Source organism: Amycolatopsis sp. NPDC005961, from assembly GCF_040629235.1.
Lineage (GTDB): Bacteria > Actinomycetota > Actinomycetes > Mycobacteriales > Pseudonocardiaceae > Amycolatopsis > Amycolatopsis camponoti.
Genome location: NZ_JBEXVF010000003.1, coordinates 32514 through 47131 on the forward strand (window position 1 = coordinate 32514; position 14618 = coordinate 47131).

16 protein-coding genes are annotated in these 14618 nt (G+C 71.0%); 8 read left to right on the plus strand and 8 right to left on the minus strand.

The features are described 5' to 3' along the window. Positions 1-3: 3 nt before the first annotated feature. Positions 4-1089 carry a winged helix DNA-binding domain-containing protein gene (locus tag ABZ342_RS03530; RefSeq protein ID WP_360468431.1) on the minus strand — a complete coding sequence of 362 codons (1086 nt, stop codon included), beginning with the start codon at positions 1087-1089 and terminating at the stop codon, positions 4-6. A 50-nt stretch (positions 1090-1139) separates the two neighbouring features. Here ABZ342_RS03530 and ABZ342_RS03535 point away from each other — a divergent pair, with 50 nt between their 5' ends. Continuing rightward, positions 1140-2195, plus strand: a complete 1056-nt coding sequence (locus ABZ342_RS03535; RefSeq protein ID WP_360468432.1) for an AraC family transcriptional regulator — start codon at positions 1140-1142, stop codon at positions 2193-2195. Here the strand turns inward: ABZ342_RS03535 and ABZ342_RS03540 are convergent. Next, positions 2116-2787, minus strand: a complete 672-nt coding sequence (locus tag ABZ342_RS03540; protein ID WP_360468433.1) for a TetR/AcrR family transcriptional regulator — start codon at positions 2785-2787, stop codon at positions 2116-2118. The two genes, ABZ342_RS03535 and ABZ342_RS03540, sit on opposite strands and share 80 nt — an antisense overlap. Positions 2788-2980: 193 nt before the next feature. On the opposite strand from ABZ342_RS03540, the gene ABZ342_RS03545 reads away from it, so the two are divergent. After that, a complete protein-coding gene (locus ABZ342_RS03545; RefSeq protein WP_360468434.1) occupies positions 2981-3292 on the plus strand; it encodes a hypothetical protein in 312 nt (103 codons plus the stop codon). 2 nt (positions 3293-3294) lie between these two features. Here the strand turns inward: ABZ342_RS03545 and ABZ342_RS03550 are convergent, their stop codons facing one another. The 3 genes from ABZ342_RS03550 to paaI are packed head-to-tail and all read right to left on the minus strand — an operon-like array spanning position 3295 to position 5575. Continuing rightward, positions 3295-3888 (minus strand): TetR/AcrR family transcriptional regulator, encoded by a 594-nt coding sequence (locus ABZ342_RS03550; RefSeq protein WP_360468435.1) that lies wholly within the window; start codon positions 3886-3888, stop codon positions 3295-3297. Continuing rightward, positions 3885-5162 carry a phenylacetate--CoA ligase PaaK gene (gene paaK, locus ABZ342_RS03555; protein WP_360468436.1) on the minus strand — a complete coding sequence of 426 codons (1278 nt, stop codon included), beginning with the start codon at positions 5160-5162 and terminating at the stop codon, positions 3885-3887. The genes ABZ342_RS03550 and paaK overlap by 4 nt, the downstream gene beginning before the upstream one ends. After that, positions 5159-5575 carry a hydroxyphenylacetyl-CoA thioesterase PaaI gene (paaI, locus tag ABZ342_RS03560; protein ID WP_360468437.1) on the minus strand — a complete coding sequence of 139 codons (417 nt, stop codon included), beginning with the start codon at positions 5573-5575 and terminating at the stop codon, positions 5159-5161. The genes paaK and paaI overlap by 4 nt, the downstream gene beginning before the upstream one ends. Before the next feature lie 168 nt (positions 5576-5743). On the opposite strand from paaI, the gene paaZ reads away from it, so the two are divergent. From paaZ to paaE, 6 genes are all read left to right on the plus strand, one after another. Continuing rightward, entirely contained in the window at positions 5744-7771 is a 2028-nt protein-coding gene (paaZ, locus tag ABZ342_RS03565) for a phenylacetic acid degradation bifunctional protein PaaZ (protein WP_360468438.1), read from the plus strand. Then, complete coding sequence (gene paaA / locus ABZ342_RS03570; RefSeq protein WP_360468439.1) at positions 7768-8706, plus strand: 1,2-phenylacetyl-CoA epoxidase subunit PaaA; 939 nt, start codon at positions 7768-7770, stop codon at positions 8704-8706. Before paaZ ends, paaA begins: the two co-directional genes overlap by 4 nt. 68 nt (positions 8707-8774) lie before the next feature. After that, positions 8775-9059 carry a 1,2-phenylacetyl-CoA epoxidase subunit PaaB gene (paaB, locus tag ABZ342_RS03575; protein WP_360468742.1) on the plus strand — a complete coding sequence of 95 codons (285 nt, stop codon included), beginning with the start codon at positions 8775-8777 and terminating at the stop codon, positions 9057-9059. After that, positions 9056-9913 carry a 1,2-phenylacetyl-CoA epoxidase subunit PaaC gene (gene paaC, locus ABZ342_RS03580; RefSeq protein WP_360468440.1) on the plus strand — a complete coding sequence of 286 codons (858 nt, stop codon included), beginning with the start codon at positions 9056-9058 and terminating at the stop codon, positions 9911-9913. Before paaB ends, paaC begins: the two co-directional genes overlap by 4 nt. Continuing rightward, a complete protein-coding gene (paaD, locus tag ABZ342_RS03585) occupies positions 9907-10395 on the plus strand; it encodes a 1,2-phenylacetyl-CoA epoxidase subunit PaaD (RefSeq protein WP_155544958.1) in 489 nt (162 codons plus the stop codon). The genes paaC and paaD overlap by 7 nt, the downstream gene beginning before the upstream one ends. 1 nt (position 10396) lies before the next feature. Further along, entirely contained in the window at positions 10397-11458 is a 1062-nt protein-coding gene (paaE, locus tag ABZ342_RS03590; RefSeq protein WP_360468441.1) for a 1,2-phenylacetyl-CoA epoxidase subunit PaaE, read from the plus strand. 235 nt (positions 11459-11693) lie between these two features. Here paaE and ABZ342_RS03595 read toward each other — a convergent pair whose 3' ends face one another. The 3 genes from ABZ342_RS03595 to ABZ342_RS03605 form a co-directional block, all read right to left on the minus strand. Further along, positions 11694-12806 carry an adenylate/guanylate cyclase domain-containing protein gene (locus tag ABZ342_RS03595; protein WP_155544960.1) on the minus strand — a complete coding sequence of 371 codons (1113 nt, stop codon included), beginning with the start codon at positions 12804-12806 and terminating at the stop codon, positions 11694-11696. 4 nt (positions 12807-12810) lie between these two features. After that, entirely contained in the window at positions 12811-13263 is a 453-nt protein-coding gene (locus ABZ342_RS03600; RefSeq protein ID WP_155544961.1) for a universal stress protein, read from the minus strand. Between the two features lie 93 nt (positions 13264-13356). Beyond that, positions 13357-14574: a chromosome segregation protein gene (locus ABZ342_RS03605; protein WP_230862682.1), complete on the minus strand. Its 1218-nt coding sequence runs from the start codon at positions 14572-14574 to the stop codon at positions 13357-13359. Positions 14575-14618: the final 44 nt, after the last annotated feature.

Sequence of the window (14618 nt, forward strand, 5' to 3'; positions counted from 1 at the left end):
CCGTCAGTCCGGCGCGTGGATGCGCACCTCCCGGGTCTCCGCGTCCGGCTCCGCCCAGGTCAGCAGGCGTCCGGCCGCGCTCTCCAACGCCGCGAGGTCGCGCTTCGGCAGCTTCTCGAACGGCGACAGCTCCAGCACCGCGGCCTTGCGCTCCCAGAACCCGCGGACGTACCCGCCCACCAGCAGCGTGCCCTTGACCAGCCCGTTCTGCGTGATCACCCGCTTGCGGTGCGCGTCGGAGATGACCCGGGTCCGGTCCGCGTACGACAGGAGCGTCTGGTCGAACGGGCCCAGCAGCCGGGGCGGAGCCGGGACGTCCTCGTCCGGCACGGAAAGCTCCGGCAGGTCCAGCAGCTCGCGCCCGTCTTCATCGCGGTGCCGCCGGAGGTCCATCGAAGCCGCCACCTCGCCCAGCCGGGTGATGCCGGCCCACGTCTGGACGTCGGCCACCGTCGCCGGGCCGAACGCGCGCAGGTAGCGCGAAATCAGCGAAGCGGGCGAAGGTGGGGGTAGCGGCGCGCCCACCCACTGGTCGAGGCACGCGTACGTCGTCTGCCCGGCCTTGCCCCAGATCGCCCGCGGCGGAGTCTGGACCAGCGGCAACCGCCCCCGGGCCAGGTGCGTCAGGGAGGCCGCGGGGACGTCCCAGCGCCGCGCCAGCTCGGCACCCAGCGCTGTGCTGGACAACGCCGAAGCGGCCAGTAGCTCACGCGCCGCCGAGGCGACGGCGTCGTGGTCCAGGCCGGCCAGCGCCTTCGCGTGCAGCGTGTTCGTCTTGAGGTCGCGGTCGTAGAGCACTTGGACCGCCGGCCGCCACGCCAGTGCGTCCGCCGCCGTCACCAGGTGGACCGTGCCGCGCATCAGCGCGATCCGGACCACCTGCCTGCTCTCCAGCAGCGCGGCCAGGTCGGCGGGCCGGAAGCCGTGCAGCCGCGCCCACAGCGCGTAGTACGGCGGGAACGGCGCTTGCGCCTGGAGCCCCGCGAGGTGCTCGACGGCGTCGAGCGCGGACATCTTCGCGCGGCGAAGCAGCAGCTGGCGCTCCAGCGTCGCCCGGTTCAGTGCCTGTCGGCTCACCGTCGTGGTCACCGGGCCACCCTAGCGAGCGGCACCGACAGTTCCGGGTCCATAATCCGGCCATGGCCGAGCTCGCCGCGCCCGCCGTCGGGGACTGGGACTTCCCGCGCGGCACCGCGAGCATCGAGCTGATGACCCGGTTCGCCGCCGACCGCGGCCTGCCCGCCGGGAAGCTCCTCGCCGCGACGACGCTCTCGCCGGAGCTCCTCGCCGACCCGTCGGTGCAGGTCGACGCGCGTCAAGAACTGGCCGTCGTCCGCGCGCTGGCCGAACTGGACGGCTCGGACGCGACGGCACTGGAGCTCGGCCGCCGCTACCGCGTCACCACCTTCGGCATCTTCGGGTTCGCCTGCATCAGCAGCCCGACCCTGCGGGACGCGATGCTGTTCTCCCTGCGCTACTTCGACCTCAGCTTCGCCTTCTGCATCCCGCACGTCGAGCTGGAGAGCGACCGCCTGACGCTGGAACTGGACGACAGCCGCGTGCCCGCCGACGTCGCCCGGTTCCTCGTGCTGCGCGACCTCGCGGCGATCTTCTCGGTGATGCGCGACCTGCTGCCGGAGATCGTGCTGGACGACCTGAGCTTCCGGCACGAGTCGTCCACAGTGGACACCTATCGGGCCGCGTTCGGCCTGGTGCCGCGGTTCGGTGCCGACGCCTGCCGCGCGACGCTCGACCCCGCGCTGCTGATGCTGCCGCTGCCGCAGGCCAACGACCAGACCGTCGCGCTGTGCGCCGCGCAGTGCGAAGCGCTCGTCGCGCGCAAACGCCGCCGGTCGGGCATCTCGCAGCAGGTCCGGGAACGCCTGGTCCGGCTCGGCGGCGTCGACGCCGGCATGGACGAGATCGCACGCCAGCTGACGCTCAGCACGCGCACGCTGCGGCGGCGCCTGACCGAGTCCGGCACCAGCTACCGCGCGCTGGTCGACGAGGTCCGCCAGACGCTGGCCGAAGAGCTGCTCGACACCGGCGTCCTGTCGGTCGAGGACGTCGCGTACCGGCTCGGGTACGCCGAGGCGTCGAGCTTCATCTACGCGTTCAAGCGCTGGACCGGGATGACGCCGGCGGCGTTCGCACGGCGCTTCCGGGCCGCTCGGCAAGCACCGCCGGGTAGGTGAGCTTGAGCAGGTTGAGGATCGAGTCGGTGAGGAAGGTGCGCAGGGCCGCGCGGTCGAGCGTGCCGCGGATCAGCCATTCGCGCGACGCGGCCCGCAGCATCCCGCCGAACGACCGGATCATCGCGCGCAGCTCCTCGCGGCCGTCGGTGACGTCGGTCATTAGCGCGGCTTCCAGCACCCGGTCGGCGGCGATCTCGTCGGCTTCCAGCATGATCCGCTCGATCTCGGGGTCGCGGCCCGCGGACTCGGGGCCGATGACGGTCAGCCAGGCGTCGCGGTTGCGGTCCACGACGTCGATCCACCGCTCGACGCCGATCGTCAGCCGCTCTTCCATCGTGGTGTCCGGCAGCGCTTCGGTGACCGGCGCGGGCACGATCATCAACTGCCGCACCACTTCCAGGTACAGCTCGCGCTTGCCGCCGAAGTAGTGGTTGATGAGCGGCCGCGCCACCCCGGCCGCCTCGGCGATGTCCGAAGTGGACACCGAGGCGTAGCTGCCCGCGCCGAACAGGTGCCGGGCGGCGGCGAGGATCTCCGCGCGCCGTTCGGCCGGTTCGAGACGGCGCCGCCGCGGCCGGGTCCCACTGGTCATCCGCTCAGCCTCGCGGGGGAGCGGCATGCTGTCAACAAGTAGTTGACCCATTGTCAAAGAGTGGCTCCGGTGGCGGGCAACGGGTGTTTCGCGCAAACCTTTGTCGTTACGCAACCGGAACAACCGGCCGGTAACTTCCCGGCGCCCGGATGCGACGAGACGGCAGAGGCCAGCGACCGGGGGTAGGAGCCAGATGACCGAAGAAGGCGCGCCGATCCGGCCGGCCGGACGCTGGGTGAGCGTCCGCCTGCAGCATCGTCACGTCAGCTTCGACGAGGGCTTCGAAGCGGACGAGCCGCTCCCGGACGGCGACTGCGCGGACGACGAGTCCCTGTCGTACTCGGGAATAGTGATCACGGGCTACGACGAGGGTTCGAAGGTTTCCGAGCGCTGGATCCCGTTGGGCATCGACCCGTCCGAAGCGGACGACGAGCGGTTGATCGAGCAACTGCGCGAAGCCCTTCTCTGGCAAGCGGGGCGCCCGCCCCAGGTCGCCGAGGACTGACGCTACGACCCGGTGCGCAGGCCTTCGAAAGCCACCTTGCACACCGCGTCCGCCACCTCCGTCGCCGACGAGCCGCGCCGCGGCTTGTACCACTCGATCAGCGAGTTCACCATGCCGAAGATCAGCCGCGCGGTCACCGCCGGGTCGACGTCCGGGCGGATGTCGCCCTCCGCCTCCGCCTGCTTCACCAGGTCCGTCACCAGCAGGTCGAACTCGCGGCGGCGGGCCAGCGCCGCTCGCTCCACCTTCGTGTTGCCGCGGACCCTCAGCAGCAGCGTCACGAACGGCAGCCGGTCGGCCAGCACCAGCACGCTGCCGCGCACCAGGTGCTCCAGCCGGTCGATCGCGCGCCCGTCGAGCTGCGACGTCGAAGCCGCCACTTCGAACAGCCCGTCCAGCGCCCGGTCGACCGCCAGCCGCAGCAGTTCCTCCTTGCTGGGCACGTGGTGGTAGATCGCCGACTTCGTGATGCCGAGCTTGCGGGAGAGGTCCTCCATGCTCGTGCCGTCGTACCCGCGCTCGTTGAACAGCCGGACCGCCACCTGCAGCAGCGATTCGAGGTCGTAGCCCGGGCGCCCGCGACGCGGTGTGGTCACGTCGGGTTCCGCTGGTCGATGATCCGCCGCATCTTGCCCATCGATCGCTCGAGGGTGTCCGGGTCGACGACGTCCACCGACACCGTCACGCCCACGCCGTCCTTCACGCCCGAGATCAGCGAGGCAGCGGCCTGCTCCCGGGCGGCGGCCGAAGCGTCGTGGCGCGCCTCGACCAGCACGGTCAGGTGGTCGAGCCGCCCGCGCGTGGACCGGACGAGCTGGAAGTGCGGGCTCAGCGATTCCGTGCGCAGCACGATTTCCTCGATCTGCGTCGGGAAGACGTTGACCCCGCGCAGGATGATCAGGTCGTCCGTGCGGCCGGTGACCTTGTCCATCCGCCGGAACGCCGGGCGCGCGGTCCCCGGGGACAGCGCCGTGAGGTCCCTGGTGCGGTAGCGGATGATCGGCAGCGCCTGCTTCGTCAGCGAGGTGAACACCAGCTCGCCGGTTTCGCCGTCACTCAGCACGTTCTCGGCGAAGGGGTCGATCACCTCGGGGTAGAAGTGGTCCTCCCAGATGTGCAGGCCGTCCTTCGTCTCGACGCACTCCTGCGCGACGCCCGGGCCCATCACCTCGGACAGCCCGTAGATGTCGACGGCGTCGATCGCGAACCGCTCTTCGATCTCGGCGCGCATCTGCTCGGTCCACGGCTCCGCGCCGAAGATGCCCACCTTGAGCGAGCTCGCGCGCGGGTCGACGCCCTGGCGCTCGAACTCGTCGAGCAGCGTCAGCATGTACGACGGCGTGACCATGATGATCTCGGGCTCGAAATCGGTGATCAGCTGGACCTGGCGCGCCGTCATCCCGCCCGACGCGGGGATCACCGTGCAGCCCAGCTTCTCCGCGCCGTAGTGCGCGCCGAGACCGCCGGTGAACAGGCCGTAGCCGTACGCGTTGTGCAGCTTGTGGCCCGGACGGCCGCCGGCGGCGTGGATCGACCGGGCCATCACCGTCGCCCAGGTGTCGATGTCCTGCTCGGTGTACCCGACGACAGTGGCCTTGCCGGTCGTGCCGCTGGAGGCGTGGATGCGCCGCACCTGGTCCTGCGGCACCGCGAACATCCCGAACGGGTAGTTCTCCCGCAGGTCCTGCTTCGTCGTGAACGGGAACTTCGCCAGGTCGGCGAGCTCCTTGCAGTCGTCCGGGTGGACGCCGGCGTCGTCGAACTTCTTCCGGTACGCCGGAACGTTCGTGTACGCGTGCCGGAGTGTCCATTGCAGACGCTCGAGCTGCAGGGCGGCCAGCTCGTCGGCGGAGGGGTTCGCCTCGATCATGCATCGCCTCGTTTCGCGGAGATGGCGCGGCTGCGGCCGCGGAATTCGGCGACGACCTCGGGCCCTTCGGGGGTGTCCCGGTGCACGGTGACGTCGTAGATGCCGTTGCGGCCGTAGCGGGTGCGCTCGGTGGCCGTGGCGACGAGGTGGTCCCCGAGCCGGCCGGCCGCGACGAACGAGATTTCGGCGCCGGCGGCGACCGTCACCGGCCCGTGGGTGTTGCAGGCGCAGGCGAAGGCGGTGTCGGCGAGCAGGAAGACGTACCCGCCGTGGGCGATGTCGTGGCCGTTGACCATCGCGGGGGTGATCGTCATGGTCGCCACGGCCCGGCCGTCACCGGCTTCGACCAGCTCGATGCCCAGCGCGCGCGACGCCTCGTCGGCGGCGAACATGGTGTGCGCGGCGTTGGTCATTCGTCCTCCGTGCCTGACCTACCGAATGGACGGTCACCTGGCGGTGTCGCTCAGTAAAGGCAGTGGCCCGGCCGGTGTCAAGCGCCGCCCCTTCCGATCCCGGCGCCTGGCGGCTACCATGCAAATAACTGAACGTCCGGTAGGTAATTCGGTGGAGGTCGGGACCTGATGGCAGTGCTGCGCAGCTACGTCTCCGGGGAGTGGCACACGGCGGACGACGGCGTCCCGCTGCACGACGCGGCCACGGGCGAGGAGGTCGCCCGGATCTCGTCGGCGGGCGTCGACTTCGCGGGCGCGCTGGAGTACGGCCGCCGCGTGGGTGGGCCGGCGCTGCGGGAGCTGACGTTCCACCAGCGTGCGGCCCTGCTGAAGGCGCTGGCCTCGCACCTGCGGGAGCACCGCGAGGAGCTGTACGCACTCTCCGCGCGCACGGGCGCCACGCTGGGTGACTCGAAGTTCGACATCGACGGCGGCATCGGCGTCCTGTTCAGCTACGGCTCGAAGGGCAAGCGCGAGCTGCCCAACGACACCGTCTACGTCGAGGGCGCCGTCGAGCCTCTGAGCAAGGGTGGCACGTTCGTCGCCCAGCACATCGCGACGCCGCTGCGGGGCGTCGCCGTCCAGATCAACGCCTTCAACTTCCCGGTGTGGGGGCCGCTGGAGAAGTTCGCCCCCGCGTTCCTCGCCGGGGTCCCGAGCCTGGTCAAGCCGGCCAGCTCGACGGCGTACCTGACCGCGCGGCTCGTCGAGCTGATCATCGAGTCCGGGATCCTGCCGGAGGGGACGCTGCAGTTCGTCGCCGGCAGCGTCGGCGACCTCCTGGACCACGTCACCGCGCAGGACCTGGTGTCGTTCACCGGCTCGGCGTCCACCGCCCAGAAGCTGCGGGCGCACCCGGCGATCATCCGCAACGCCGTCCGGTTCAACGCCGAGGCCGACTCGCTGAACTGCTCGATCCTCGGTCCGGACGCGGTGCGCGGGACCACCGAGTTCGACCTGTTCGTCAAGCAGCTGACCAGCGAGATGACGGTCAAGGCCGGCCAGAAGTGCACCGCCATCCGCCGCGCGTTCGTCCCGGCCTCGCTGCTGGACGACGTCGCCGCGGCGGCTTCGGAGCGGCTCGCGAAGGTGACGGTCGGGAATCCCACCGCCGAGGGCGTCCGGATGGGCGCGCTGGCCAGCCTGGAGCAGCGTGAGGAGGTCCGGCGGTCGCTGAAGGCGCTGCTGGACGCCGGGAGCGTCGTCTTCGGCGACCCGGAAAAGGTCGACGTCGTCGACGCCGACGCCGAGCGGGGCGCGTTCATCTCACCGGTGCTGCTCAAGGCCGACCCGGAGCGCTCGGAGCCGCACGAGGTCGAGGCGTTCGGCCCGGTCTCGACGCTGATGCCGTACACGTCCACCGAACAGGTCGTCGACTTCGCCGCGCGCGGCGGCGGCAGCCTGGCCGGGTCGATCGTCAGCGCGGACAAGGAGTTCGTCCGCGAGGTCGTGCTGGGCGCGGCGCCGTTCCACGGCCGCCTGCTCGTCCTGGACGCCGAGGACGCGAAGGAGTCCACCGGCCACGGCTCGCCGATGCCGCAGCTCGTTCACGGCGGCCCCGGCCGCGCGGGCGGCGGCGAGGAGATGGGCGGCATTCGCGGCGTGCTCCACCACATGCAGCGCACGGCGGTCCAGGGCTCGCCCGCCGTGCTCAGCGCGGTGACCGGCCGCTGGGTGACCGGCGCACCGCGCACCGAGGGCGACGTCCACCCGTTCCGGAAATCCTTGGCGGAGCTGCGCATCGGTGACTCGGTCGTCGCCGGGCCGCGGACGGTCAGCCAGGAGGACGTCGACCACTTCGCCGAGTTCACCGGCGACACGTTCTACGCCCACACCGACCCCGAGGCCGCGGCCGCGAACCCGCTGTTCGGCGGGATCGTCGCGCACGGCTACCTGGTCGTCTCGTTCGCGGCAGGCTTGTTCGTCTCGCCCGAACCCGGCCCGGTGCTGGCCAACTACGGCCTGGAGAACCTGCGGTTCCTCACCCCGGTCAAGGTCGGCGACTCGCTGACGGTGACGCTCACCGCCAAGCAGATCACCCCGCGGATCGACCAGGAGTACGGCGAGGTCCGCTGGGACGCCGACGTCACCAACGCCGACGGCGAGTCCGTCGCCAAGTACGACGTCCTGACCCTGGTTTCGAAGGAGCAGCCGTGACCTTGGATCAGACACCGCTCCATGAGCACTTCGAGCACACCATCGAGCGCGACCAGCGCATCGAGCCGCGCGACTGGGTGCCGGACGGCTACCGCAAGACGATGATCCGGCAGATCGCGCAGCACGCGCACTCGGAGATCATCGGCATGCAGCCCGAAGGCAACTGGATCACGCGCGCGCCGTCGTTGCGCCGTAAGGCGATCCTGCTCGCCAAGGTCCAGGACGAGGCCGGCCACGGGCTCTACCTGTACTCGGCGGCGGCGACGCTGGGCGCCGACCGCGCGGACCTGACCGACAAGCTGATCACCGGCAGGCAGAAGTACTCGTCGATCTTCAACTACCCGACGCTGACCTTCGCCGACGTCGGCGTGATCGGCTGGCTGGTGGACGGTGCGGCGATCTGCAACCAGGTGCCGCTGTGCCGGTCGTCGTACGGGCCGTACGCGCGGGCGATGATCCGCATCTGCAAGGAGGAGTCGTTCCACCAGCGGCAGGGCTACGAGCTGCTGATGACGATGATGAAGGGCACCCAGCAGCAGCGGGACATGGTCCAGGAGGCCGTCGACCGCTGGTGGTGGCCATCGCTGATGATGTTCGGCCCGCCGGACGCCGACTCGCCGAACACCGCGCAGTCGATGGCGTGGAAGGTCAAGCGGCACACCAACGACGAGCTGCGGCAGCGCTTCGTCGACATGTCGGTGCCGCAGGCTTCCGCGCTGGGCGTCACGTTCCCGGACCCCGACTTGAAGTGGAACACCGAGCGCGGGCACTACGACTTCGGCGCGGTGGACTGGGACGAGTTCAAGAACGTGCTGAAGGGCAACGGCCCGTGCAACGCGTCGCGGATCGCGCACCGGCGCCGCGCGCACGAAGACGGCGCCTGGGTCCGTGAAGCCGCGGTGGCACACGCCGCCAAGAACGAGGAGCGCAAGTGAGCGACCTGACTGCCGAAGGCGGCCACGGCGCCGTCCCGCTGGAGGGCGTCCCCGCCGGACCCGGCCTGGTGAAGCACGCCTGGCCGTTGTACGAGGTGTTCGTCCGCGGCAAGCGCGGCCTGAACCACGTGCACGTCGGGTCGCTGCACGCGGCCGACGACCAGATGGCGCTGCACCACGCGCGTGACCTCTACACCCGCCGCAACGAAGGCGTTTCGATCTGGGTCGTGCGCGCGTCGGACATCACGGCGTCGTCGCCGGACGAGAAGGACCCGTTCTTCGCGCCGAGCGGCGACAAGGTCTACCGGCACCCGACGTTCTACGACATCCCCGAGGAGGTGCCGCACATATGAGTTTCGACAACGTCTACGAGTCGCTGACCGAGGAGAACGACGCCCGCTGGGCGTTCGGCACCGGCTTCGAGGACCCGCTGTCCGGAGTGGACACGTCGGTGCCGTCCGGTGTGGACGGTGCCGCGCTGGCCGCCTACTGCCTGATGCTGGGCGACGACGCGCTGATCTTCTCCCACCGGCTGCAGGAGTGGTGCACCAACGCGCCCGAGCTGGAGGACGAGGTCGCGATCGCCAACATCGGCCTCGACCTGCTCGGCCAGGCGCGCCTGCTGCTCGCCCGGGCCGGCAAGGCCGACGGCTCGTCGCGCACGGAGGACTCGTTCGCCTTCGACCGCGTCGAGAACGAGTTCCGCAACGTCCGGCTCGCGGAGCTGGGCGGCGGCCACTTCGGGCACCTGATCGCGCGGCTGTTCGTGTTCTCGACGTGGCGCCTCGCGCTGCTGCAACGGCTGGTGTCGTCGGTGGACCCGGTGCTCGCGGCGATCGCGGTCAAGGGCGTCAAGGAAGTCACCTACCACCGCGACTACGCGGCGCAGTGGCTGGTCCGCCTCGGCGACGGGACGCCGCTGTCGCGTTCGCGGATGCAGGAGGGCCTGGACGCGGTCTGGCCGTACGTCGGGGAGCTGTTCCGCACGCACCCGCTCGAGCTGGTGGACGCGGCTTCGCTGCGGCCGGAGTTCGACGCGGTGCTGGACCAGGCGCTGGCCGCGGCGACGCTTGTCTTGCCCACCGCCGGTGAGCTGGCGGGCGTTTCGGGCCGGACGGGTCGCGACGGCGTCCACACCGAGCAGATGGGGTTCCTGCTCGCGGAGCTGCAGAGCGTGGCCCGGGCGATGCCGGACGCGAAGTGGTGACCGCGGCGGCCGTCGCGGCCACGGTCACCGACCCCGAGCTGCCGATGCTGACGCTGGCGGACCTGGGCGTGCTGCGCTCGGTGTCCGAGTCGGACGGCCGCGTCGTCGTCGCGATCACGCCGACGTACACGGGCTGCCCGGCGATGGACACGATGCGCGACGACCTCGAGCACGCGCTGGTTTCGGCGGGCTACGCCGACGTCGAGATCCGGACTCAGCTGTCGCCGGCGTGGACGTCGGACTGGATTTCGGCCTCGGGGCGCCAAAAACTGGCGTCGGCCGGCATCGCCCCGCCGGGCGCGGCCCCGCGGCGGTCGGGGCCGATCCCGCTGACGCTGTCGGCGCCGGTCTCGCGGATTCCGTGTCCGCTGTGCGGGTCCGAGGACACGGAGGAGCAGTCCCGCTTTGGCGCGACGGCCTGCAAGGCGCTGCGGCGCTGCCGGTCGTGCGCCGAGCCGTTCGAGCACGTCAAGGAGATCTGAGGTGGCGCTTACCCGAGGGTTCCACGACCTGAAGGTCGCGGGCATCGAGCGGCTGTGCGACGACGCGGTCGCGGTGACGTTCGAGGTGCCGCCCGCCCTGTCGGCGGAGTACGACTTCAAGCCGGGCCAGTCGTTGACGCTCCGGCGCGAGGTGGAGGGCCGCGACGAGCGCCGGTCGTACTCGATCTGCGCGGCGGCGGGTTCCGCGCCCCGCGTAGGGGTGCGCCTGGTGCCGGGCGGGTTGTTCTCGTCGTGGCTGCTGAACGACGTCCGCGCGGGCGACACGATCTCGGTGGCCCCGCCGTCCGGGTCGTTCACGCCCGACCTGTCCGCGGGCGGCCACCACGTGCTGATCGCGGCGGGGTCGGGCATCACGCCGGTGCTGTCGATCGTGGCGTCGTTGCTGCGTTTTTCCGAGGCCACAGTTACGGTTTTGTACGGCAACCGCCGCACGGACACGGTGATGTTCGCGGACGAGCTGGCGGACCTGAAGGACCGCGCGCCGTCTCGCCTGGAGCTGATCCACGTTCTTTCGCGTGAGCCGCGCGAGGCGGATCTGTTCACGGGACGGCTGGACGTGCCGAAGCTGCGTTCCCTGTTCTCTTCGTTGGTGCCGGTGTCGTCGGTGGACCATTGGTGGTTGTGCGGCCCGTTCGAGATGGTGACGGGCGCGCAGGAACTGCTGGCTTCCCTGGGCGTCCCGGAATCCCGGGTGCACCAGGAGCTGTTCTACGTGGACACGCCCCCGGAGCCGGTGGCGCACCTCGACCCGGAGGTGGCGGGGGAGTCTTCGGAGGTCCGCGTGGTCCTGGACGGCCGCTCCAGCACGATGACCCTGCCCCGCACGTCCTCGGTCCTGGACGGGGCGCAGAAGTTCCGGCCGGACCTGCCGTTCGCGTGCAAGGGCGGGGTCTGCGGGACGTGCCGCGCGAAGGTCACGGACGGCAAGGTCGACCTGCGGCGGAACTTCGCGCTGGAGAAGGCGGAGGTGGACGCGGGGTTCGTGCTGACGTGCCAGTCATACCCGGTCTCGGAGACGATCACGGTCGATTTCGACGCTTGAGACTCGGGTTGTCCACAGGGAGGTTTCCTTGTGGACAACCAGGTCCGCCACGGGCATTTCCGCTGGTTCAGTCGGGCGGCACCGATAGAATTGGCCTGGGGACGCGCCCCCTGGGAGCGGTGGGGGCTGTCCGGTGGGGCGGAGGCGAAGGGGCGGTTTCGGCGGAGCTGCGGGTGAGCGAGCCACTGCGACTTTGCCGGGGCCCTGCCTAAGAGCGGTGCGGGCTGTCTGTGGGTCAGCGGTTGCGCCCTCGTCTGCGGCGGCGGGGGCGGGGCTCCGTCTCCTCCTCGGCGGCCGGCTCCGCGACCGGGCTGGTCAGGCCCAGCATCTCCGCCGCCAGTTGCTGCGAGCTCGCGAACATTCCCGTCGGGGCCTCACTCGCCCGCCGCAGCGCTGCCGGGCGCAGGCGGTTGTAGCCGCGGACCGTCACCGGCCTGCGCTGGCGCAGCTCGTACGCCTTCTCCTCCGAAAGCTCCGACGCCAGCTCGCGGTCCACCAGGATCGTGCCCGGGCGGGCCACCGATGTCAGGCGGGCCGCCAGGTTGACCACCGAGCCGTACACGTCACCGAAGCGCGACAGGATGCGACCCGAAGCCATTCCCGCGCGGACCGCCGGCAGGGTCTCGTCCGCCGACGTGCGCTCCGTCAGCGCCAGGGCGATCTCCGCCGCGTCGACCGCCGCGTCCGCCACGAACAGGACCTCGTCGCCGATCATCTTCACCACGCGGCCGTGGTGCTCGGCGATCGTCTCCGTCGCCAGCAGCTCGAACGCGTCGAGGACCCGGCTCAGCTCTTCTTCGTCGATCTGGCGCGTCAGGCGCGTGTAGCCGACCATGTCGACGAACCCGACCACCTGGGTGCGCGCCTCCAGGCTCTCGTCCGGCGCCGCGAACGCCCGCCCGGCGTATGCCGCCAGGTGCCGGCGCCACACGAAGTTCTGCACCCGCTCGAGCTCCGGCAGCAGCCGGTCGACCAGCCGGGCCACCTGGCGCTCGCTGCGCCCCAGCTCCGGCTGCTCCTTGATCAGCTGCCAGAGCATGTCGACCTGCCACTCGGCCAGCCGCGACAGGTGCTGGCCGAGCGCGCGCGTCACCGACACCTCGATGCTCGGGTCGATCAACCCCGACTGGACCAGCTGGTCCGCGGTGCGCATCGCCTCGACGTCCGCGTCGGTGAAGACGACCTCGTCGTCGCGCACCGTCGCGAACCCCAGTGCACGCCAAAGCCGGCGTGACCGCTCCTCGGGCACGCCGGCTTTTTCGGCCACTTCGAGCCGCGTGTACTTCCGCCTGCCGCCGAGCAGGACGCGTTCGAGCCGCTGCTGGAGCTCTTCGCTCGAATCGGTCACGTGCTCAGGTCGTGTGGACGATCAGCACGTCCACGCCGGACTTGCGCGCCACCTCCGACGGCACCGAGCCCAGGATCCGGCCGGCGATCGTGTTCAGCCCGCGGTTGCCGACCACCAGCAGGTCGGCCTCGCGCTCGTGCACGACCTTGCGCAGCGAGTCGACCGGGTCGCCCTTGACCGCGAGCGTGTCGATCTTCTGCGCGCCGGCCCGCACCGCCCGGTCCCGCGCCGACTGCAGCGTGTCCTCAGCCGGCGCCGAGCCGACGACCTGGTACGCCTCGTCGCCGAGGACGTCCTGGGCCTTGTCGACGTCGGTCTTGCTGGCCGGGTAGAACGCACACGCGATGACGAGCGTGGCGCCCGCGTCGCCGGCCACCGCCGCCGCGCGGTCCACCGCCGCGAACGAGGACTCCGAGCCGTCCGTGCCCACCACCACGGTCCGATATGCCGCACCCATGCGCAAAACCTCCAGGTGATCCCGCGTGAGCAGGGACGATAGCCGGTCGGTACCGACCGTGCCTGCTCGTCCGCGCCCGTGTCGGGTGGAAGGTTACTCGCCAGTCGCTTTCTGCGCTCCGCTTGGCCGCGGTGTCGGCTTCGGAGCCGGTTTGGCGGCCTGCTTGGGGGCGGGCTTCGGCTTCGGGACATCGGAAGCCTTGATCCGGATGGTCTGCTCGACGTCGCTCACCGGCGTCGTCTTCCCGGTGTCCTCCGCCGGCTTTTCCGTCTTGAGGTCGTCGGCCTTCAGGTCGGTCGTGACGTCGGCGGGCACCTTGACCTCGTCACCGAGGACGGTGTGCGCCTCGGCCAGCACCGCCCGCGCCGCGCGGACCTGCTCGGCCAGCCCACCGCGCACCTTGCGCAGGCTGTCGACGCGCTCGTTGGCCTGGGTGATCCGCCGGTTCGACTCCTCGGTCGCCGTCGTCACGCGGCGCCGCGCCTCGTCGGCGGCTTCCGCGAGCCGGGCGTTGGCCTCGGTGATCGAGTCCTGACGGCGCTTGTTCGCCTCGGCGATCGACTCCCGCGAACGGCGTTCGATGTCCGCCTTCGCGGTCTTCTCTTCTTCGAGGACCTTCGCGCGGATGTCGGCGGCGTCCTGCGTCGCCTCCTGGACGCGGCGGGCGGCCTCGGCCTTGCTCGCCGCCTCCTGCTCGGCCAGCACGCGCATCGCCTCGGTGCGGCGGGCGGCCATCGCGATCTCGAAGTCTTCTTCGACTTTCGTGCGACGGTCCGACGATTCGGCGTCGAGCTTCGTGCGCTCGGCCTCGGCCTTGTCGGTGATCTCCTTGGCCTGCGCGCGGGCGTCCTCGAGCACCTTGCGGTGCTCTGCCTCCATCTCCTTGCGGCGCAGGTCGAGCTCGGTGAGCAGCTGCTCGTAGCGGGCGCGCATGGCACTCGCGTCGGTCTCGGCCTTGGCCCGGATGTGCCCGGCCTCGGCTTCGGCGCGGGCGCGCGTGTCGGCGGATTCGTCCTGTGCGAGGCGCAGCATCCGCTGCAGCCGCTCGGACAGGCCTTCGACGCTCGTCGGCGGCTGGGCGAGCCGGTCGACCTGCCCGCGCAGGTCCGCGATCTCGCCGCGCGCGATCTCCAGCTGCCGGGCCAGGTCGCCGGCCTGCGCGATGGCGGCGTCCCGATCGGCCGTGAGCATCTTGAGGTCGGCGTCCAGCCGTTCGAGGTGCTCGTCGACCTGCGCTCGGCTGTACCCGCGCTTCGCTACGTCGAAGCCGGCTCCCAGCGGCACAAGCTCCCGTTCATCGCCAAGGCTCATGGGCCTACCGTAGTCGCAGCCCGGTCACGGAAGGGTGAGCACCC